The organism is Bradyrhizobium sp. WSM2254, assembly GCF_000472645.1.
GTDB lineage: Bacteria > Pseudomonadota > Alphaproteobacteria > Rhizobiales > Xanthobacteraceae > Bradyrhizobium > Bradyrhizobium niftali.
Window position 1 is genome coordinate 67319 of sequence record NZ_AXAB01000042.1, and the last position, 19120, is coordinate 86438.

Here is a 19120-nt window from a genome sequence, read left to right on the forward strand (position 1 = left end):
CTAATACGACTTCGCCAGCCCCAGCACCTTTTCCGCGATGAAGCTGAGCGCAAGCTGCGGGCTGACCGGCGCGATGCGCGGGATCAGGACTTCACGCAGATAACGCTCGACGTGGAATTCCTTGGCGTAGCCGAAACCGCCATGGGTCATCACCGCCTGCTCGCAGGCCGAGAAGCCGGCCTCGCCCGCCAGATACTTTGCAGCATTGGCCGCAGCGCCGCAGGGCATGCCCTTGTCGTATTGCCAGGCTGCCGACATCACCATCAACCAGGCCGCCTCGAGCTCGACCCAGTTCACGGCGAGCGGATGCTGGATGCCTTGATTTTTGCCGATCGGGCGGTTGAAGACGACACGGGTCTTGGCGTATTCGGTCGCGCGCGCCAGCGCGAGCTTGCCGAGGCCGACGGCTTCCGCAGCGATCAGGATGCGCTCGGGGTTCATGCCCTCGAGGATGTACTGGAAGCCCTTGCCCTCTTCGCCGATGCGGTCCTCCATCGGGATCTCGAAATCCTCGAAGAACAGCTCGTTGGAATCGACGACCTTGCGGCCCATCTTCTCGATCTCGTGGACCTTGATCTTCTTGCGGTCGAAATCGGTGTAGAACAGGCTCAGCCCATGCGTCGGCGAGCGCACCTCCTCGAGCGGCGTGGTGCGCGCCAGCAGCAATATCTTGTGCGCGACCTGCGCGGTCGAAATCCACACCTTCTGGCCGTTGACGATGTAGCGATCATTCTTGGCGACCGCGCGGGTCTTGAGCTGGGTGGTGTTGAGGCCGGTATTGGGCTCGGTGACGGCGAAGCAGGCCTTCTCGCGGCCCTCCACCATCGGCGGCAGCATGCGCTTGCGCTGCGCCTCGGTGCCAAACACAACGACGGGATTGAGCCCGAACACGTTGATGTGCACCGCGGAGGCGCCGGACATGCCGGCGCCGGATTCGGCGATGGTGCGCATCATGATCGCAGCTTCCGTGATGCCGAGCCCCGAGCCGCCATAGGCCTCCGGCACACAGATGCCGAGCCAGCCGGCGTCGGCCAGCGCCTTGTGGAAGTCGTGCGGGAAGCCGCCGTCGTGGTCCTTTTTCAGCCAGTAGGCATCGGGAAAGTCCTCACAGATCTTGGCGATGGCGTCGCGGATGGCTTCCTGCTGATCGGTGAGCGCGAAATCCATGTCGTTGATCTCCTTAGCTGGCGGCGCAGCTTTGGCAGCTGGATCCTCGCACCCATTTCCTGCTTGAGCTAAACGTACATATATGTGAATTTATCTGTCAAGGTTATGAATAATGTACGGGAACGACGAGATCGCCGCCGCATGGCGATGATGCACAAGAGGCCGGTCTGATGCGTTCGATGCTGTTCGTGCCGGGGGATTCCCCGCGCAAATTCGAGAAGGCGAGCGAAGGCAAGGCCGACGCGCTGATCATCGATCTCGAGGATTCCGTCGTCACCGAGAAGAAGGCGGAGGCGCGCGGGTTGACGCTCGCGATGCTGAAGGCGCGCAGCAAGCCGCATCAGCTCTATGTCCGCGTCAACGCGCTCGACACAGGCATGACGCTCGCCGATCTCGCCGCGGTGATGCCGGGCAGGCCCGACGGCATCGTGCTGCCGAAATCGCAAGGCGGCGACGACGTGCGGCAGGTCGCGACCTGGCTCGAAGCATTGGAAGCTGCGGCCGGCATCACGGTCGGCGCAACCCGCATCGTCTGCGTCGCGACGGAGACCGCCGGCTCGATCTTCGGGCTGGGCAGCTACAAGGGCTGCTCCCCTCGCCTCGCCGGCCTGATGTGGGGCGCGGAGGATCTTTCCGCCTCTTTGGGTGCCACAGAGAAGTCCTCGGGCGGCGTGTTCCACAGTCCCTATCGCCTCGCGCGCGATCTCTGCCTGATGGCAGCCGCCGCGGCCGAGGTCGCGCCGATCGACACCGTCTACACCGACATCGACAATTTGGCCGGCCTCGAGCAGGAAACGCGTGCGGCACGGCGCGACGGGTTTTCGGCGAAGGCGCTGATTCACCCCAAGCATGTCGATGTCGTCAACGCGGCGTTCGAGCCGACGGAAGCCGAGCGTATCTGGGCGGAGAAGGTGATCGCGGCGTTCGCGAGCAATCCCGATTCCGGCACGCTGCGCCTCGACGGCCAGATGATCGACAAGCCGCATCTTCGCGCGGCGAAGAAGATCCTCGGCCAGCCGTAGATCAAGGGCAACGCGTCGCGACAGACGGGACCGGGTCATGATCGTTCGCCAAGCCGCAAACGTCCTGGAGATCATGGAATTCTTCGCGCAAGTGAGGAAGCCGGCGACGCTTGCGGAGATCGCCGATCATTTCGGCTGGCCGCGCTCGTCGACCTTCAACCTGCTCGCGACGCTGTCGGAGAAGGGCTATCTCTATGAGCCGCGGCCGCGCGCCGGCTTCTATCCGACCCCGCGCTGGCTGGCGATGGCGCGGATGATCTCGGAGGTCGAGCCGCTGCCGCCATGGACGCATACGCTGATTGCCGATCTCTCGGCCGAGACCGGCGAGACTGCGTCGATCGTGGCGCCTGCGGGCGTGATGGCCGTGTTCATCGACGTCGTCGAGTCCCAGGCCGCGATCCGCTATTTCGCCACCATCGGCCACCGCGTGCCGATCCACGCGACCGCGAGCGGCCGCGCGCTGCTGCTGCAATATTCGCAGGAGGAGCGCGACTCCGTCTATCGCAAGATCGAGTTCAAGCAGTACGGCCCGTCGACGCCGATCAGCGTCGAGGCGGTGGAAGCCGAGCTGCGCATCTCGATCGAGCGCGGCTATTGCCAGAGCTTCGGCGACTACAGCCGCGACCTCGCGGGCGCTGCGATCCCACTGCCGATCGGCGACCGCAGGCTCTCCGTCGTCGTCGCCGGGCCCGAATTCCGCATCGGCCCGAAAGTCGCCGACGTGGCCGCGCTGATCGCACGGATGGTCGATCGGCTGCGGCCGAAGACCACCGCGGCCTGAAGCCGAAGCTTCATTCGAATCCCTGAATGGGCGGCGCCGAAGTCTGCGCCGGCACAGCCGGAGCCGCTTCAACAGGCTGCGCCGCAGGCGCGGCCTGAGCCGGCGGATTGCCGGCAGCTCGCATTTGGCCGTTGGCATTCATCGCCTCACGCGCGCGCGGCGGAGCGCCGGTGGCGGCTGCGCGATACGCCTCGCGGCGCGGCGGCTGCCGATGCCTCGCCGAGCGTGAATCTCTCACGCCCCAGGACCGGGCGATTGCAGGTCCGGCGGTATAACCGATCGCCGCGCCTGCGACGGCACCGATTGGCCCCAGCACGACCGCCCCCGAGACCGCTCCCAGCGCCGCAGCACCGGCGCGCTCTTGCGCGGCGGCGCTTGCAGGCACGCCAGCCAGCAGAACGACGGCAGTGATCAAAGCTTTGTTCATCGGAGCGCCTCCCTCATGGGAGAGATCACTCTTACTGAAATATGGCTGCAGGACGTTAGTTCGTTGCCAAACACGGGGCAATCGCCGATGGAACTCCGGCAATTCAAAGGCCTCGCCTTCAAACCGCGGTTCCAGCAGAGGTCGCGCGGCGCAACTACGGCGCGATCTTGTCGCTGGTAAAACCGCTACCGTCGAGCGCGTGATGCGCATTGCATCTGACGATGCAATCCGGCCTCTCCCCGCGAGCGGGGAGAGGCCAAGACAATCAGACGATCTTGATCGACATGTCCGGCAATCCTTCGAGCTTGCACAGCAGCACGTCGCCCTTCACCACCGGGCCGACATTCTCCGGCGTGCCGGAATAGATGATGTCGCCGGCCTTCAACTCGAACGCTTCCGAGAGCTTTGCGATCTGCTCGGCGACGCTCCAGATCATCTTGCTGAGATCCGAGCTCTGCTTCACGGTGCCGTTGATTGCGAGCGAGATCGCGCCCTTCTCGAAATGGCCGGTCTTGCTCACGGGGTGGATCGGGCCGATGACTGCGGCGTGGTCAAAACTCTTGCCGATCTCCCAGGGCTTCTTCTCCGCGGCCATGCCGTTCTGGAGATCGCGCCGGGTCATGTCGAGGCCGAGCGCGTAGCCGTAAACGTGGTCGAGCGCCTTCTCGGCCGGGATATTGGTGCCGCCGGATTTCAGCGCGGCAACCAGCTCGACCTCATGATGATAATTCTTGGTCAGCGACGGATAGGAATGGTCGGCGACCTCACCGACCGCGACGTTCTGGATCGCGTCCGTCGGCTTCTGGAAGAAGAACGGCGGCTCGCGGTTCGGATCCGAGCCGCGCTCGATCGCATGCGCCGCATAGTTGCGCCCGATGCAATAGATGCGGCGAACCTGGAATACTTGGGTCTCGCCGACGATCGGGATCGCGACCATCGGCACCGGGAAGATCGGCTTCGGTCCGGCCTGCGCTGCGGCCGGCGCGACCTCCGCGATGGAGGCGGCTGCCGCCGCAGCAGTTGCGAGCACCTCGCGCCGCGTTGGTGAGGTCTTCTCCATGTTATTTGCTCCCTTTCGACTTCCTTGGGCAGCTTCGAGTGCGCCGATCCCGCTGGTAATCGATATTCCGTATGCCAGCAACGCTGGACGGACACGACGCGGCAGCCTCTTATGTCGGGACCAGGCGGCCGTGCGGCGTTGATCCGCAGCCCGCTCACGGCTCCCTAGCATGGAACTTGCATAAATCCTGGGCGACATGGATGCCGCATGAACCTCATCAGTCTCGATATCCGCATGCTCCGGTCGCTGATCTCCGTGGTCGAGACCGGCAGCATCACCGAGACCGCACGACGGCTGGGCCGCACCCAACCGGCAATCACCCTGCAATTGCAGCGGCTGGAGGAATTGACCGGCAAGCAGCTGTTCGAGCATGCCGGCCGCAGGCTGACGCTGACCGACGACGGCACCACGGTTCTCACCTACGCCAAATCCATCCTGCGGTTGCATGACGAGTTGATTTCGCAGCTGGCGTCGCAGGAGATCGAAGGCCAGGTGGTGCTCGGCACGCCCGACCTTTATGCGGCGTTCATGCTGCCCTCGATCCTCAGCGTGTTCCGAAAGTCCTTCCCGCGTGTGCAGGTCGAGCTCAATTGTGCGCTGTCAACGCCGCTGGTCGGCCTCGTCAAGCGCGGCGATGTCGACATTGCGCTGGTCACCCGCATGAACGATTTCACCGGCGGCCAGGTGGTGCGGCGCGAGCAGCTGGTCTGGATGACCGGCGAGCAATCCGCCGCGCACCAGGAACGTCCGATCCCGCTTGCTCTCTTGCCGCCCGGCAACATCTATCGCGACTACGCCATCGACACGCTGGAGCGTGCGAATTTGCGCTGGCGCATCGCCTGTGTCAGCGAAAGCGTCGGCGGCCTGCAAGCCGCAGCCTTTGCCGGCATGGCCGTCACCGTGCTCGGCCGCAGCGCGCTGGTGCCGGCAATGCGCGAGATCGGCCCCAACGAGGGCCTGCCGCCGCTGCCGAAGATCGAGCTGCTGCTCTACAAGTCGAGCGGCGCCACCTCGAAGGCGGCGACCGCCTTGCACGACTATCTCGCGCACTATCTGCGCCTCGACGAAGAGCTCAGCGGCCGCGGTGCGCCGATTGAGCTTTCCTGAAGTGTATCGCAGAGGTAGTCAAAAATGCCCCGAAGCCGACCTCGACCGCATCCAATCCATCATGCGGCAGGACGGACATTGCTCACCGCCTGCGTTGATCTCCGTTTTTGACCCATTTCATGAGTTGGCCCTAGTCCAGCAGCGGCTCGATATGCTTTGATGCGTCGGGCGGGACCCGAGACGCAAAGGTGGCCCGATGTTCATAGTCATTCGAAAGTACACCAGGCTTCGTTCGGTCGCGGATGCTGCCCGCCGCGCCAAAAGCGGCGTCGGTCAGATCCTGAGGGATTCGCGCGGCTTCAAATCTTATTATGTGCTGGATGGGGGCGGGGGCGTTGGTGTCGCCGTGATGGTTTTCGAGGACCGCGAAAGCGCCAATGCGGCAAACGGTAAGGTGATGGAGTTCGTTCAAGCAAGCTTGCACGACCTTGATCTTGGGGATCCTGAAATCATCGCCGGAGAAGTCTTGGTGAATATAGACTCTGCTGCGTAGATGCTCGCATGGCTCCTCACGCCTTGACGTGCACCAGGCTCTGCTCGCTCAGCGCCAGCTGTGGCCAGAACTTTGCCCAGGGCTGCGCCTGCTCGAACGCCGCCGCGATCTTGAAGATCGTGGGCTCGTCGAGCCACGGCGCCACGATCTGAAGGCCGATCGGCAGCCCGTCGCGGTCGAAGCCGCAGGGCAGCGTCGCCGCCGGAAGGCCGGCGAGATTGATCGGCCAGGTGAAGGGCGACCAGCCGAGATGCGGATCGACCTTGCTGCCGTCGATCGTGCCGACACCGATCCGGCCGGCCTCGAACGCGGTCACAGCGACCGTCGGCGTCACCAGCGCATCGATGCGCTCGAACAGCTTTACGAAAGCACCACGCGCCTGGCCACGACGGTAGCCAGCCTCGATATAGTCCGTGCCGCTGTAATGCCGGCCGGCGCTGACAACGTCGCGATAGTCGGCTTCGGAGCTGGCGAGATCGGCCGTGGTCTTGGTCGCAACTGCCGCCGCCTGCTCGGTAAACGCGATCGGCTTCAGCGTGTGTTCCAGAATGCCGGGATCGAGGCCCGGACCATCCATGGTGACCTGCGCGCCGCAGGAATCGAGAATGGCGATCGCCTTGTTGAACGCCGCGCGCACGTCGGGGCTGACCGCGGCATAGCCGAGATCGACACTGGCGCCGATGCGAATGCCGTTCAACGGCGCGGCGTTGGTATCGAAGCGCCGCGGCGACACCGGCAGGCTCGCGGGGTCGCGCAGATCGTAAGCAGCGATGATCTCCAGCGTCAGCGCAGCATCCGCAACCGTGCGCGTGATCGGCCCGGTATGGGCGAGCGAGGCCCAGGACGGCGGCGAGAAGCCGGGCGAACGCGGCACCAGGCCGAAGGTCGGCTTCAGACCGAACACGCCGCAGAACGACGACGGCACGCGGATCGAACCGACGCCGTCAGTACCGATCGCGATCGGCCCGCAACCGGCGGCCACGCCCGCCGCCGCACCGCCACTCGATCCGCCGCTGGTGCGATCGAGGCGCCAGGGATTGCGCGTCGTACCAGTGACCGGACTGTCGGCCGTCAGCTTATAACCGGACTCGCAGGTCGTGGTCTTGCAGGTGATGATCGCGCCGGATGCCTTCAGCGCCGAGACCACGGCGGCATCGACCTCGGGCACGAAGGTCCTGTTCATCGGCGAGCCGGCATAGGCCGGCACGCCTGCGACGAAGACGAGATCCTTGATCGTGACCGGCACGCCGGCGAGCGCCCCCTTGGCCTCGCCCGCACGCATCTCCCTGGTGAGACGGTCGGCGTCCGCCCTCGCCTGCTCATACATCGGCGTCACCACCGCGTTGCAGGCTTCGCTCGTCGCTTGAAGCGCGGCGATGGTGTCATCGACAACATCGCGCGGGGTGAACGCCTTGCACCGGTAGCCGGCCATGATCTCGGTTGCAGAAAGCGCGCCGAGGCCAGTCGGCGCCGACGGGAAGGCCGTTCGGCCGGAACCATCAGTCATCATCAACCCTAAGAAGCTAGCTGAGCGCCGCGTCGACGGCGCGCTTGGCCATGACCGTGACGAGATGCGCCCGGTAATCGGCCTCGGCATGGATGTCGGAGGTGAGACCGTCGGTGTCGATCTTGATCGCCGCGATTGCCGATGGATCAAAATTCCCCGATAGCGCCGCCTCCATCGGCGGCACCCGAAACACGCCTGGCCCAGCGCCGGTGACGGCGACGCGGACACCATCGGCGAATTTCGCGACGAAGACGCCGACCAGCGCATAGCGCGACGCCGGTGCCTTGAATTTCGCGTAGCCCGCCCTCAGCGGCACCGGGAAGCGGATCGCTGTGATGATCTCGCCGGGTTCAAGCGCCGTCTCGAACAGACCAAGGAAGAATTTGTCTGCAGCAATCTCGCGCGTGCTGGTGACGATGATGGCACCGAGGCCAAGAACGCCGGCCGGATAGTCGGCCGCCGGATCGTTGTTCGCGACCGATCCGCCGATGGTGCCGCGGCTGCGCACGGCCGGATCGCCAATCATCGAAGCCAGCGCCGCGAGCCCCGGGATTTTCGTCTGCACGAGCTTCGAGGCAGCCACGACCGCATGCGGCGTCATCGCGCCGATGGTGATCGTGGCGCCGTCGTCGGTAATACCCTTGAGGCTTCCGAGCTTCGACAGATCGACCAGCGCGACCGGGCTGGCCAGCCTCTGCTTCAGCGTCGGGATCAGCGTCATGCCGCCGGCGACGAGCTTGCTGTCCTCGATCGAAGTCAACAGTTTTGCAGCCTCGGGGATCTGGTCGGGCTGATGATAGGCAAACGGCTTCATTGTTGTCCTCCCTATTCCGCGGCGACCGGCAGCGATGCGTTCTGAAGCAGGCGCCAGATCCGGTTCGGCGTCGCCGGCATGTCGACATGGGTGACGCCAAGATGCGACAGCGCATCGACCACCGCATTGATGACGGCAGCCGGCGAGCCGATGGTGCCGACCTCGCCGCAGCCCTTCACGCCCATCGGCGTATGCGTGCAGAGCGTAGAGTGGGTCGCGACCTTCATCATCGGCAGATGATCGGCGCGCGGCATGCAGTAGTCCATCAGCGAGCCCGACAGCAGCTGGCCCGAGCCTTCATCGTAGACCGCGTTCTCGAACAGCGCCTGGCCGACACCCTGCACGATGCCGCCGTGCAGCTGGCCTTCCACGATCATCGGGTTGATGACCGTGCCGACGTCGTCCACCGCCGTGTAGTTCACGAGAGTCACCGTGCCCGTCTCCGGATCGACCTCGACCTCGGCGATGTGGCAGCCGCCGGGATAGGTGAAGTTGACGGGATCGTAATAAGCCTGCTCCTCCAGCCCCGGCTCCAGCACTTCGAGCGGATAATTGTGCGGCACATAGGCCGCGCCCGCGATCTCCTCGAACGTCTTGGCGCGGTCCGTGCCTGCCACCGAGAACTTGCCGGCCTCGAACTGGATGTCCGCCTCGGCCGCCTCGAGCAAATGGGAAGCGATCTTCTTGCCCTTGGCGATCACCTTGTCGGTCGCCTTGGACAGCGCGGCGCCGCCGACCACCAGGGAGCGCGAGCCGTAAGTGCCCATGCCGAACTGGACGCGATCGGTGTCGCCGAACACGATGTCGACATTCTCGAAGGATACGCCGAGCTTGTCCGAGACGATCTGCGCGAACGTCGTCTCGTGGCCCTGGCCGTGATTGTGCGTGCCGATCATGACCGTCACCTGGCCGGTCGGATGCACGCGCACCGTGGCGCTCTCGTAGAGACCGCCGCGCGCACCAAGCCGTCCCGCGAAACGCGACGGCGCAAGGCCGCAGGCCTCGACATAGGTCGAGTAGCCGAGCCCGCGGAACTTGCCCTTGCGCGCCGATTCCGACTTGCGGATGCCAAAGTTCTTGACGTCGGCTGCGACCAGCGCACCGTCGAGGCAGCCCATCGGATCGCCGGAATCGTACTGCACCAGAACCGGCGTCTGATACGGATAGGCCTCCTTCGGGATCATGTTGCGGCGGCGAATCTCGACGCGATCGATCCCCATCTCGCTGGCGGCGACATCGACGATACGCTCCAGCACGAAGGTCGCCTCGGGCCGGCCTGCGCCGCGGTAGGCGTCAACAGGCACGGTGTTGGTGAAGACCACCTTCACGTTGCAGTAGATCGCGGGCGTGGTGTAGACGCCGCCGAGCAGGGGGCCGTAGAGATTGGTCGGGATGTTCGGCCCGAAGGTCGAGAGATAGCCGCCCATATTGGCCAGCGTGTTGACGCGAAAGGCGAGAAATTTTCCGGTTTCGTCCAGTGCGAGCTCGGCCTCGGTGACGTGATCGCGGCCGTGGCGGTCGGAGACGTAGCCCTCCGAGCGGCTCGCCACCCATTTGATCGGCCGCATCACGCGCTTGGCGGCCCAGGTGATCACGGCCTCCTCGCCGTAGTGGAACTGCTTGACGCCAAAGCCGCCGCCGACATCCGGCGCCACCACGCGCAGCTTGTGCTGCGGAATGTTCAGCACCAGCGCGCCCATCAGGAAGCGTACGACGTGCGGAAACTGGCTGGTGGTCCACAGCGTGAATCGATCGGTGCCCGGCTCGTATTCGGCGATCGCCGCCCGCGGCTCCATCGGATTACCGATCAGGCGGTTGTTGACGAGGCTGAGCTTTGCGACATGCGCAGCTTTCCGGAACGCGGTTTCGACCGCGGCCTTGTCACCAAGCTCCCAATCGCAGCAGATATTGTTCGGCACGCCGTCGAACAGTTGCGGCGCACCGGGCCGCACCGCTTCAAGCACGCCGACGACCGAAGGCAGCACCTCGTAATCGATCTTCAAAAGCTCCGCCGCCGCATTGGCCTGTTCCGGCGTCTCGGCTATGACGAAGGCGACCATGTCGCCGACGAAACGCACCTTGTCTTGCGCGAGCATCGGAAATGGCGGCTCTTTCATCGGAACGCCCTTGGCGTCCGTGATGCCCCAACCGCAGGGCAGCGAGCCAAGTCCATCGTCGGCGACGTTATCCCCGGTCAGGACCGCAATGACACCCGACGAGGCCAGTGCCGCACTCTTGTCGATGCCGCGCAGGATCGCATGCCCATGCGGCGAGCGCACGAAAACGCCCGCGGTCATGCCGGGTCGCTTGATGTCGGAGACGTAATTGCCACGTCCGGTCAGGAAGCGCTGGTCCTCCTTGCGCTTCGGTGAGGCGCCGATGCCGATCACATTGCCCATGGTCACTCTCCCTTGGCGGCGTTCATGGCGGCAGCGCCGGCCATAACCGAGACGACGATGTTCTGGTAGCCGGTGCAGCGGCAGATGTTGCCTTCGAGGCCGTGGCGGACGTCAGCCTCAGTCAGGTCCGGCTTCTCGGTCGCCAGTGCCACCGCGGTCATCAGCATGCCCGGCGTGCAGAAGCCGCATTGCAGGCCGTGATGCTCGCGAAACGCCTCCTGCATGGGATGCATCCGGTTCGAACCGGGGGCGCCTTGCAGACCCTCGATGGTGAGCAGCGTCGCGCCGTCAAGGGCTGGCGCCAGCAGCGTGCAGCTCTTCACGGGAAGTCCGTTGACGTGCACCACGCAGGCGCCACACTGACTGGTATCGCAGCCGATATGGGTGCCGGTGAGGTTGAGCTGCTCGCGCAGGAGTTCGGCGACGAGCGTTGCCGGTTCGACGTCCACGATGGTGGGCCGGCCGTTGAGTGTGAAGGATATCTGCACGGTCATACTCCTGCGCGACGGGTCTCTAGGCGAGTGGAAGGGCGCTGCCGGTGGCCCATGTGGCCATCACGACATCGCCGACGGTGAAGGGATCCGCGAAGAAGGTCTTTTCCGGCACATAGGCCACGAACTCATCGTCCGGCACGGTGTCGAGCATGACCTTGACGAAGTAGCCCTGGTATTCGATCGCGAGCACCCGGCTCGGCAGCGACGTGGTGCAGCCCGGCGGCAAGTCGCGGCCCGGCCGAACCAGCGCGACGTCGTCGCGGCGCACGGCGATATCGACCTTGTCACCAACTCTGAAAACGGATCGTGCCTGAAGCGGCACCTCGATGCCATCAGGCGCAGCCTGGGCCAGCGTGAAGCTCGCACCGTTGACCTTTTCGACCCGACCCGACAGCACGTTCTGTCCGCCCATGAATTCGGCGACATAGCGATCATGGGGGTGAGCGTAGACGTCGCGGGCGGCGCCTGCCTGCTTGATCTTGCCCTGCTCCATCACCACCACGAGATCGGCGAGCGCGATCGCCTCGAGCTGGGTATGGGTGACGTGGATGAAGGTGATGCCGAGCTCTTGCTGCATCCGCCTGAGCTCCTGGCGCATCTGCACGCGAAGCTGCTCGTCGAGCGCCGAGAGCGGCTCGTCGAGCAGCAACACCCGCGGCTCGGTGATCGCCGCGCGCGCCAGCGCCACACGCTGCTGCTGGCCGCCGGAGAGCTGCGCCGGAAGGCGGTCGGCGAACTGCGTCAGCCGCACCTTCTCGATCATGGCATCCGCCGCACGCAGCCGGTCGGCCTTGGACATGCCGCGCACACGCAGCGCAAATGCGATGTTCTCGCGTACCGTGAGGTGCGGGAACAGCGCGTAGGATTGGAACATCATCGCGGTACGCCGCTGCACCGGCGCGAGGCCGACGACATTCTGTCCACCGATCACGATCTCGCCCGCGGTCGGGTCGTCATGTCCGGCGATCATCCGCAAGATCGTGGTCTTGCCGCAACCGGAGGGACCGATGAAGCAGCAATAGGCGCCGTCGGCAATCCTAAGGTTGACGCCGTCGACCACGTAGGTCGCGCCATCAAAGCTCTTGCAGACACCCGCCAGTTCGATATCGCCGCGATCGCTCTTCATTCCAAGCTCAACCCTTTGCGCTGCTGCTGCGCTTCTTCTGGATCAACACGATGCTGCCGAGGCTTGCACCGATCACGACGAAGGAGACCACGGTCGTCACCGTGCCGAGCGCGTAAAGCGAGGGCGAAGTGACGTTCAGCGTCATGCTCCAGATTTCCAGCGGCAGCGTGTTCAACGAGCCCGCCGTCTGCAGGCTGCGCGCGAACTCGTCGTATGAGAGCGTGAAGCCGAACAGCGCGACCGCGACGAGGCCGGGCGCGAGCACCGGAATCATCACCAGCCGGACCGACTGCCAGCGGCTGGCCCCCAGGTCGTAGGCCGCCTCCTCCCAGACATGGTTGAAGCGCGACATCACCGCGAACATCACGAGCACGCCGAACGGCAGCGTCCAGGACAGCTGCGCGCCGAGCGCCGAGGTGTACCAGCTCGCGTTCAGCCCGAGCGCCTGGAACAGGAGCCCGGTGCCGAGGCCGAGCACGAGGCCGGGCGCAACCAGGCTGCCGATCATCATGTAGAAGACGATGGTGTCGCCGCGAAAGCGCTTGCGAAAGCCGAGGCCGGCCAGGAACGAGACCACCACCGTGATGATGGTGACGATGACCGCCAGCTTGATCGAGCGGTCGAACGAGCCTTTGACGTCGCCGGTGCGCACCTGGGTGAAGAGATCGACGAACCAGTGCAGCGAGTGGCCCTTCATCGGAAACACAAGCCCGCCCCGGATATCCTGGAACGACAGGACGTAGATGCAGAACATCGGACCGTAGAGCGCGATCACGTAAAGCGCGAACAGCGTCGCAAGAACATAGAACGTCCAGGGCCGCTGCCCGCGGCTCGGCGCAATCGCCCTGGTCGTCGCGGGCGCGGCCGTCTCGGGCATGTCGGCAAGAACAGCGCTCATTGCGTGATCTCCTGCCTGATGTCCACGGTGCGCAGGATCAGCGAGACGATCGCGACCAGCACCAGCGTCAGCAGCACGGCGCTTGCGGCCGCGGTCGGGTATTGCAGCACGCCGACGTCCTCGTAGAACGCGCTGACCACCGAGGCCGAGCCGCCGCCGGACATCACCTTGACCACGAAGAAGTCGCCCATCACGATCGACACCACGAAGATGGTACCGAGCGCGATGCCGCTCTTGGACATCGGCACCACGATCAGGCGCATGATGTCGAAGCGGCCGGCGCCGGCGTCGATCGCGGCCTCGATCAGCTTCTTGTCGATTCGCGCCATGGAATTGAAGATCGGCACGATCATGAAGATCGTGAGCTGGTGAACATAGGCGATGACCACCGCGAGGTCGGAGAACAGCAACACTTCCAGCGGCTGGCGGATCACGCCCATTGCCAGCAGCGCCTGGTTGATCAGGCCTTCCTTGCCGAGCAGTGGAATCCACGAAATCATCCGGATGATGTTCGAGGTCCAGAACGGCACCGTGCACAGCAGGAACAGGCCGATCGCCAGCAACGGGTTACGGACGTGGAACACCAGGAAGTAGGCGACGAAGAAGCCGATGATGAGCGTGAAGACCCAGGTCAGCACCGTGAACTTGATCGTCGCCAGATACAGTTTCAGCGTCAGTGCCGAATGCAGCACCTCGACATAGCTCGCGAGTGTGAAGCCCGGCGTCAGCCCGCCGAAGCCGTCGGTCGCGAAGAAGCTCGCGGCCAGCACGACCAGGATCGGCGCCACGAAGAACGGCACGAGCACCAGGACCAGCGGCGCGACATAGAGCCAGCCGGCGAGATTTGCGCGTGGCGGAGTTTGAGCGGGACTCGAACTTGGCTGCATATCGGCCTCGAAGTCGGTCTTCTCGCGCCGGCGCGGTTCGCGCGCCGGCGCTCTTGTTACGTCGGGGAAGCAGGTTTCAGGCCACCTTGAAGTCGTTCCAGCGCTTGTTCATGTAGGCGGCCTCGTCCATCAGCGTGTTCCAGCACGAGATGTTCTTGACGCGGTCGAGGAACGAGCCGCCGTCACGCTTGGTGCCGGCCTTCTCCATGGGCACGCCATAGGGATCGTTGACCACCTCAGGTGCGGGCTGGCCCTCGTACCAGAACGCCCATTCGGCAGGGGTGAGGAATTTCTTCGCGGTCGACGGCACCGGGCTGTAATAGCCGTAGCGCGCGACGAAGCCGCCCTGCCAGCCCGACAGATACCAATTGAGATATTCGTAGGCGGCATCGAGCTTCTTGCCGGAGAGATGCTTCATCAGGCCCATGCCGTTGCACCAGCCGCGATAGCCTTCCTTGCCGTTCTTGACGTTGACCGGCGCATAGACGCAGGGAATCTCCTTCACGCGGACCGCAGCGACCGCCGGCGACCACATCGACTGGATGACCACTTCGCCCGCCGCCATGAGCTGCACCGACTGGTCGAAGGTGGTCCAGGTCGCGCGGAACTGGCCCTGCTTCTTCAGCTCGATCAGCTTGTTGCAGGTGAAGTCGATCTCCTCCTTGGTCATGTTGCCCTTGTTGCCGTACTTGATGAGGCCCGCGCTCTCGAAGCAGAGCGCGGCGTCCATGATGCCGATCGCGGGCACGTCGAGGATCGCAGCCTTGCCCTTGAACTTCGGATCGATCAGGTCCTTCCACTCGGTGACTTCATGGCCAACGAGATCGGGGCGATAGCCGATGGAATCGGCGTTGTAGACCTGGGGCAGGAAGGTCGCCCATTCGGTGACGCCGTCATGCAGATCGGTCGAGTCGGGTTTGGAGATGTACATGGCCTCGTAGGGCGAGATGCCCTGGCGCGGGATCTTGTGGCCGTCGATCTCGCCCTTGGTGAAGATCGGCAGGATGTTGTCGAATTCCTTGATCTTCTTGACCTCGATGCCCTGGATCACGGCACGCTTGGCGGCGAGCTTGGCCTGCCAGCCCTCGAGATCGGCAATATCGACCGTATTAGGCTGGCTTATGAAGCGATTGATGGCAGCGGAGGTGTCGAGGTTCTGCATCGTCACCTTGAAGCCGAGATCCTTGGCGGCCTGGTCACCGATCGCCTTCACCACCGAGTAGGAGACGCCGACATGGCGCAGTTCGATGTCCTTGATCTCCTGCGCCCAGATCGTCGGGAAGCCGCGGATCGCGTCCGATCCTGCGGCGGCGCCGGCGACCACGGCCGCCCCCTTCAACAGCGTGCGGCGGCTCAGCTTTTTCTGCCGTACGTCCCTGGTCTCCGACGGATCGGCCGCAGATGTTCCCTTGTCCCTGTCAAGCATGGCAACCCTCGTTGGCTACAATGAACGCTCGCACCGGTCGCCATTGACCGGCTGCGGAATTGATCAGTTGCGCGTGAGGCTATGGGCGGGATTTTGCGAAGTAAAATTGGAAGTAAAAATTCGCGATATAAGGGGGGCTAATGGTTCGGGCGGCTGCATTTGCTTTTGGCAGCACGCATAAGAAGGCGTCAGGACGTGCATACAAGACGGCGAATTCAACGCGGCGGGCTTTGTCACGCAGCACGTGTGACAGGGCTTGCGCTGCTCGCTGCCGGAACATCGTGCGTGGCGCATGCCGGCGCGGTCTCGATCGCGCCGGCAGGGCTGCAAGCGATCGGCACCGTCGATCCCCGCTTTCAGTCCTACAATATCGAGATGGTGGAGGTGACCGGCGGACGGTTCTGGAAGCCCTATCCGCAAACGATGCGCGCGCCGGCCGACAAGGATCTCTACAGCTACAGACCTCCGATCGATCTCGGAAACACCCGTCTGCGCAAGCTCGCGGTGGCGTTGTCGCCGGCGTATCTGCGCGTGAGCGGCACCTGGGCCAATGCGACGTTCTTCGCCGACACCGAGAGTGCGCCGGCCGCGCCGCCATCGGGATTCAACGCGGTGCTTAGCCGCGCGCAGTGGCGCGGCGTCATCGACTTTGCGCGCGCGGTCGATGCGGAGATCGTCACCTCCTTTGCCATCAGCCCGGGCAGCCGCGATGCGGATGGCCTTTGGCGGCCGGATCAGGCGCAACGCCTGATCGACTATACGCGTTCGCTGAGCGGCCACATCGCCGCCGCCGAATTCATGAACGAGCCAACGCTCGCGGCGACGAACGGCGCGCCGCCTGGATACGATGCGAAGGCCTATGTCCGCGATGTCGGGATCTTTCACGCGTGGATGCTGCGCGCCGCGCCGGGGACGCTGATCGTCGGACCAGGCTCGGTCGGCGACACCGCTTCCGCCGACGCGTCCGGGCTCCGCACGCGCGATCTGCTCGCCGCCTCGGGCTCCGGTGTCGATCGCTTCTCCTATCATCACTACAACACGATCTCGCCGCGCTGCGGCGGCCGCGATGAGCCGTCAGGCGCGCTGTCCGAAGCGTGGCTCGCCCGCACCGATGCCGCGCTATCGACTTACAAATCGCTGCGCGACGAATTCGCGCCGGACAAGCCGATCTGGCTGACGGAAACCGCGGACGCTGCCTGCGGCGGCAATCGCTGGGACAAGACTTTCCTGGACACGTTCCGTTATCTCGACCAGCTCGGACGCCTGGCCAAGGCTGGCGTTCAAGTGGTGATGCACAACACGCTGGCCGCGAGCGATTACGGATTGCTGGACGAGAAGACGTTCCGCCCGCGGCCCAGTTATTGGGGCGCGCTGCTCTGGCATCGGTTGATGGGCACGACAGTGCTCGACGCGAACGCAGTCGCCGCGCCAGATCTCCATCTCTACGCGCATTGCCATCCGGGCATGCGGGGCGCCGTGTCCGTGCTTGCGATCAACGCGTCGCGGCAAGCACCATCCACCCTGATGCTGTCACACCCCGTCGAGAGTTACACGTTGCATGCGACGTGGCTGCAAGACGCGACCGTGCAGCTGAACGGCAAGACACTCGCGCTGAGCGCTGATGACGAACTGCCCCGACTTGAGCCGCGCGCAACACCTGCGGGAGCGATCCGGCTTGCGCCGGCGACCATCACCTTCCTGGTGTTTCCGACGGCCGCGAATCGTGCCTGTAGTTAGCTGCTCTCAGGATTTCAGCGCGTCGCGCGCCGTCTCCGGCGCCATCAGGGTCGCTATGATCGTGATGATCGACAGCGCGATGATGTAGACCGACACCGCCCAATACGAGCCGGCCCATGCGAGCAGCGCGGTTGCGATCAACGGCGAGAAGCCGCCGCTGAGCGCGGCCGCGACGTTGGCACCAAGCGATGCGCCGCTGTAGCGCACCTGGGTGCGGAACAGCTCCGGCATGAACGCGGCCTTCGGTCCGAACAGCAGCGCATGCGTCAGCGTCATCGTGACCACGAGCGCGAGCGTGATCAGCGCCGGGTCCCTGGTGTCGAGGAACCAGAACAGCGGAAACGCCAGCGCCACCGAGAACACGCCGCCGGCGAGATACAGCGCCTTGCGGCCGAAGATATCGGAGAGCCAGCCGGCGAGCGGCAGCGTCGCGAACTCGACGATCGCAGCGTAGACGACGGCATTCAGGATCACCTGCCGCGGCAGGCCGAGCTTTGTCGTGGCGTAGACCACGGTGAAGACGGTGAGGAGGTAGGCGAGCCCGACTTCCGAAACCGTGATGCCGACCGCCAGCAGGAAGCTGCGCCAGTCCCGGCGAAGCACTTCCCACACTGGCTGCGCCAGCACCTCCTTGCGCTCGACCACCTCCTTGAAGTGCGGCGTCTCCGCAAGCTTGAGCCGCACGATGAAGCCGACACCGACGAGCACAATGCTGATCCAGAACGGCACGCGCCAGCCCCAGCTCAAGAAATCCGCCTCGGGCAGTTGGGTCATCAGGGCGAAGATGCCGGTGGATGCAGCAACGCCGACAGGAAAGCCGATCTGCACCAGGCTGCCGTAGAAGCCGCGGCGATTGCCTGCATGTTCGATCACCATGACGACCGCGCCGCTCCATTCGCCGCCGAGCCCGATGCCCTGGACGAAGCGCAGGATGATGAGCAGGATCGGCGCCCACACACCGATCTGGCTGTAGGTCGGCAGGCAGCCGATCAGGAAGGTGCCGAGCCCCATCGCGATCATGGTCGCGACCAGCATTGTCTTGCGGCCGAGCCGGTCGCCATAATGCCCGATGATCGCGCCGCCGATCGGCCGCGCCACGAAGCCGACCGCATAGGTCGAGAACGCCGCGAGCGTGCCGACGAACGGATCGAAGCTCGGAAAGAACAGCTTGTTGAGCACCAGCGCCGCCGCCGTGCCGTAGATCAGGAAGTCGTACCACTCGATCGCGGTGCCGAGCGCGCTCGCCCACACCACATGCGCCGTCGTCGATCTCTCCGCCGCCGCGGAGACCCCCATTGCTGCCGTCATGCCGTGCCCCAAAGATTCCTGGGCGGCATCATGGCCAATCGCCACATACGGTGCAACCTACCCGCGTGTTTGTTTCCCCATTCTCAGCATCCGGTCATCGCGAGAGTGGCGCGCGATACCTCACCGCGGTCGTCCTGGCGAAAGCCAGGACCCATTACCCCGGTCAGTTTTGTCGAAGCGGATGTGGTCCAAGCGCCCGAAACAACGGCCTTTTGTGGTTATGGGTCCGGTGGATTCACACTCGAAGTGCAACAGTTGAGAGGAGAAGGCCTCTGCCGGGGTTCTGAAGTCAAGGCATTTGCGCGGGGTGTTGTTGTAGGTGGCAACGGACTGGCGGAAGCGCTTGGTTGGGAGCTTTTCGAGGTCGGTCTTTCGGGGGATGAAGCGGCGCAAGCGGCCGATGGCGTTCTCGATGCCGCCCTTTTGCCACGGCGCGTGGGGGTCGCAGAAGAAGGTCTTCATCAAGA

At 64.5% G+C, this 19120-nt stretch carries 18 protein-coding genes; 5 read left to right on the forward strand and 13 right to left on the reverse strand.

Translation table 11 applies throughout. The annotated features are described in order from the left end of the window. Window positions 1-1167 carry an acyl-CoA dehydrogenase family protein gene (locus A3M7_RS0128180; protein WP_027546926.1) on the reverse strand — a complete coding sequence of 389 codons (1167 nt, stop codon included), beginning with the start codon at window positions 1165-1167 and terminating at the stop codon, window positions 1-3. A 170-nt stretch (window positions 1168-1337) separates the two neighbouring features. Here A3M7_RS0128180 and A3M7_RS0128185 point away from each other — a divergent pair, with 170 nt between their 5' ends. Then, a complete protein-coding gene (locus A3M7_RS0128185) occupies window positions 1338-2189 on the forward strand; it encodes a CoA ester lyase (protein WP_027546927.1) in 852 nt (283 codons plus the stop codon). A gap of 37 nt (window positions 2190-2226) precedes the next feature. After that, window positions 2227-2970, forward strand: a complete 744-nt coding sequence (locus A3M7_RS0128190) for an IclR family transcriptional regulator (protein WP_027546928.1) — start codon at window positions 2227-2229, stop codon at window positions 2968-2970. Window positions 2971-2980: 10 nt separating this feature from the next. On the opposite strand, the gene A3M7_RS0128195 is transcribed toward A3M7_RS0128190, so the two are convergent. Further along, window positions 2981-3397: a hypothetical protein gene (locus A3M7_RS0128195; RefSeq protein WP_027546929.1), complete on the reverse strand. Its 417-nt coding sequence runs from the start codon at window positions 3395-3397 to the stop codon at window positions 2981-2983. 265 nt (window positions 3398-3662) lie between these two features. Continuing rightward, entirely contained in the window at window positions 3663-4457 is a 795-nt protein-coding gene (locus A3M7_RS0128200; RefSeq protein ID WP_027546930.1) for a fumarylacetoacetate hydrolase family protein, read from the reverse strand. A gap of 207 nt (window positions 4458-4664) precedes the next feature. Between A3M7_RS0128200 and A3M7_RS0128205 the strand changes: the two genes are divergently transcribed. Next, window positions 4665-5564 carry a LysR substrate-binding domain-containing protein gene (locus A3M7_RS0128205; RefSeq protein ID WP_027546931.1) on the forward strand — a complete coding sequence of 300 codons (900 nt, stop codon included), beginning with the start codon at window positions 4665-4667 and terminating at the stop codon, window positions 5562-5564. Between the two features lie 196 nt (window positions 5565-5760). Next, the gene (locus A3M7_RS0128210; RefSeq protein ID WP_027546932.1) at window positions 5761-6057 is read left to right on the forward strand and encodes a hypothetical protein; all 297 of its coding nucleotides are present in this window, start codon (window positions 5761-5763) and stop codon (window positions 6055-6057) included. A gap of 16 nt (window positions 6058-6073) precedes the next feature. Here A3M7_RS0128210 and A3M7_RS0128215 read toward each other — a convergent pair whose 3' ends face one another. From A3M7_RS0128215 to A3M7_RS0128250, 8 genes are all read right to left on the reverse strand, one after another. Then, a complete protein-coding gene (locus A3M7_RS0128215) occupies window positions 6074-7564 on the reverse strand; it encodes an amidase (protein WP_027546933.1) in 1491 nt (496 codons plus the stop codon). 16 nt (window positions 7565-7580) lie between these two features. After that, window positions 7581-8378, reverse strand: coding sequence for a xanthine dehydrogenase family protein subunit M (locus tag A3M7_RS0128220; protein WP_027546934.1), 798 nt, complete (start codon window positions 8376-8378; stop codon window positions 7581-7583). Window positions 8379-8389: 11 nt separating this feature from the next. Then, a complete protein-coding gene (locus A3M7_RS0128225; protein WP_027546935.1) occupies window positions 8390-10777 on the reverse strand; it encodes a xanthine dehydrogenase family protein molybdopterin-binding subunit in 2388 nt (795 codons plus the stop codon). Window positions 10778-10779: 2 nt separating this feature from the next. Beyond that, complete coding sequence (locus tag A3M7_RS0128230; RefSeq protein ID WP_027546936.1) at window positions 10780-11271, reverse strand: (2Fe-2S)-binding protein; 492 nt, start codon at window positions 11269-11271, stop codon at window positions 10780-10782. Between the two features lie 19 nt (window positions 11272-11290). Next, window positions 11291-12397 (reverse strand): ABC transporter ATP-binding protein, encoded by a 1107-nt coding sequence (locus A3M7_RS0128235; RefSeq protein ID WP_027546937.1) that lies wholly within the window; start codon window positions 12395-12397, stop codon window positions 11291-11293. A gap of 7 nt (window positions 12398-12404) precedes the next feature. After that, window positions 12405-13295, reverse strand: a complete 891-nt coding sequence (locus A3M7_RS0128240) for an ABC transporter permease (protein ID WP_027546938.1) — start codon at window positions 13293-13295, stop codon at window positions 12405-12407. Continuing rightward, complete coding sequence (locus A3M7_RS0128245) at window positions 13292-14182, reverse strand: ABC transporter permease (RefSeq protein ID WP_027546939.1); 891 nt, start codon at window positions 14180-14182, stop codon at window positions 13292-13294. Before A3M7_RS0128245 ends, A3M7_RS0128240 begins: the two co-directional genes overlap by 4 nt. Before the next feature lie 76 nt (window positions 14183-14258). Next, the gene (locus tag A3M7_RS0128250; protein ID WP_027546940.1) at window positions 14259-15608 is read right to left on the reverse strand and encodes a PotD/PotF family extracellular solute-binding protein; all 1350 of its coding nucleotides are present in this window, start codon (window positions 15606-15608) and stop codon (window positions 14259-14261) included. A gap of 285 nt (window positions 15609-15893) precedes the next feature. Between A3M7_RS0128250 and A3M7_RS0128255 the strand changes: the two genes are divergently transcribed. Then, entirely contained in the window at window positions 15894-17345 is a 1452-nt protein-coding gene (locus A3M7_RS0128255) for a hypothetical protein (RefSeq protein ID WP_245284337.1), read from the forward strand. A gap of 6 nt (window positions 17346-17351) precedes the next feature. Here A3M7_RS0128255 and A3M7_RS0128260 read toward each other — a convergent pair whose 3' ends face one another. Next, the gene (locus A3M7_RS0128260; RefSeq protein ID WP_027546942.1) at window positions 17352-18653 is read right to left on the reverse strand and encodes an MFS transporter; all 1302 of its coding nucleotides are present in this window, start codon (window positions 18651-18653) and stop codon (window positions 17352-17354) included. A 120-nt stretch (window positions 18654-18773) separates the two neighbouring features. Continuing rightward, window positions 18774-19120: IS30 family transposase (locus tag A3M7_RS49905; protein ID WP_198033820.1), on the reverse strand; the 347-nt coding region annotated here is incomplete at its 5' end.

Excerpts from the sequence above, each read along its gene's own strand:
- A3M7_RS0128195 (WP_027546929.1), bottom strand. The coding sequence starts at position 3,397 with ATGAACAAAGCTTTGATCACTGCCGTCGTTCTGCTGGCTGGCGTGCCT.
- A3M7_RS0128240 (WP_027546938.1), bottom strand. The coding sequence starts at position 13,295 with ATGAGCGCTGTTCTTGCCGACATGCCCGAGACGGCCGCGCCCGCGACG.
- A3M7_RS0128245 (WP_027546939.1), bottom strand. The coding sequence starts at position 14,182 with ATGCAGCCAAGTTCGAGTCCCGCTCAAACTCCGCCACGCGCAAATCTC.
- A3M7_RS0128220 (WP_027546934.1), bottom strand. The coding sequence starts at position 8,378 with ATGAAGCCGTTTGCCTATCATCAGCCCGACCAGATCCCCGAGGCTGCA.
- A3M7_RS0128250 (WP_027546940.1), bottom strand. The coding sequence starts at position 15,608 with ATGCTTGACAGGGACAAGGGAACATCTGCGGCCGATCCGTCGGAGACC.
- A3M7_RS0128260 (WP_027546942.1), bottom strand. The coding sequence starts at position 18,653 with ATGACGGCAGCAATGGGGGTCTCCGCGGCGGCGGAGAGATCGACGACG.
- A3M7_RS0128215 (WP_027546933.1), bottom strand. The coding sequence starts at position 7,564 with ATGACTGATGGTTCCGGCCGAACGGCCTTCCCGTCGGCGCCGACTGGC.
- A3M7_RS0128235 (WP_027546937.1), bottom strand. The coding sequence starts at position 12,397 with ATGAAGAGCGATCGCGGCGATATCGAACTGGCGGGTGTCTGCAAGAGC.
- A3M7_RS0128200 (WP_027546930.1), bottom strand. The coding sequence starts at position 4,457 with ATGGAGAAGACCTCACCAACGCGGCGCGAGGTGCTCGCAACTGCTGCG.
- A3M7_RS0128205 (WP_027546931.1), top strand. The coding sequence starts at position 4,665 with ATGAACCTCATCAGTCTCGATATCCGCATGCTCCGGTCGCTGATCTCC.
- A3M7_RS0128190 (WP_027546928.1), top strand. The coding sequence starts at position 2,227 with ATGATCGTTCGCCAAGCCGCAAACGTCCTGGAGATCATGGAATTCTTC.
- A3M7_RS0128210 (WP_027546932.1), top strand. The coding sequence starts at position 5,761 with ATGTTCATAGTCATTCGAAAGTACACCAGGCTTCGTTCGGTCGCGGAT.
- A3M7_RS0128180 (WP_027546926.1), bottom strand. The coding sequence starts at position 1,167 with ATGGATTTCGCGCTCACCGATCAGCAGGAAGCCATCCGCGACGCCATC.
- A3M7_RS0128225 (WP_027546935.1), bottom strand. The coding sequence starts at position 10,777 with ATGGGCAATGTGATCGGCATCGGCGCCTCACCGAAGCGCAAGGAGGAC.
- A3M7_RS0128185 (WP_027546927.1), top strand. The coding sequence starts at position 1,338 with ATGCGTTCGATGCTGTTCGTGCCGGGGGATTCCCCGCGCAAATTCGAG.
- A3M7_RS0128230 (WP_027546936.1), bottom strand. The coding sequence starts at position 11,271 with ATGACCGTGCAGATATCCTTCACACTCAACGGCCGGCCCACCATCGTG.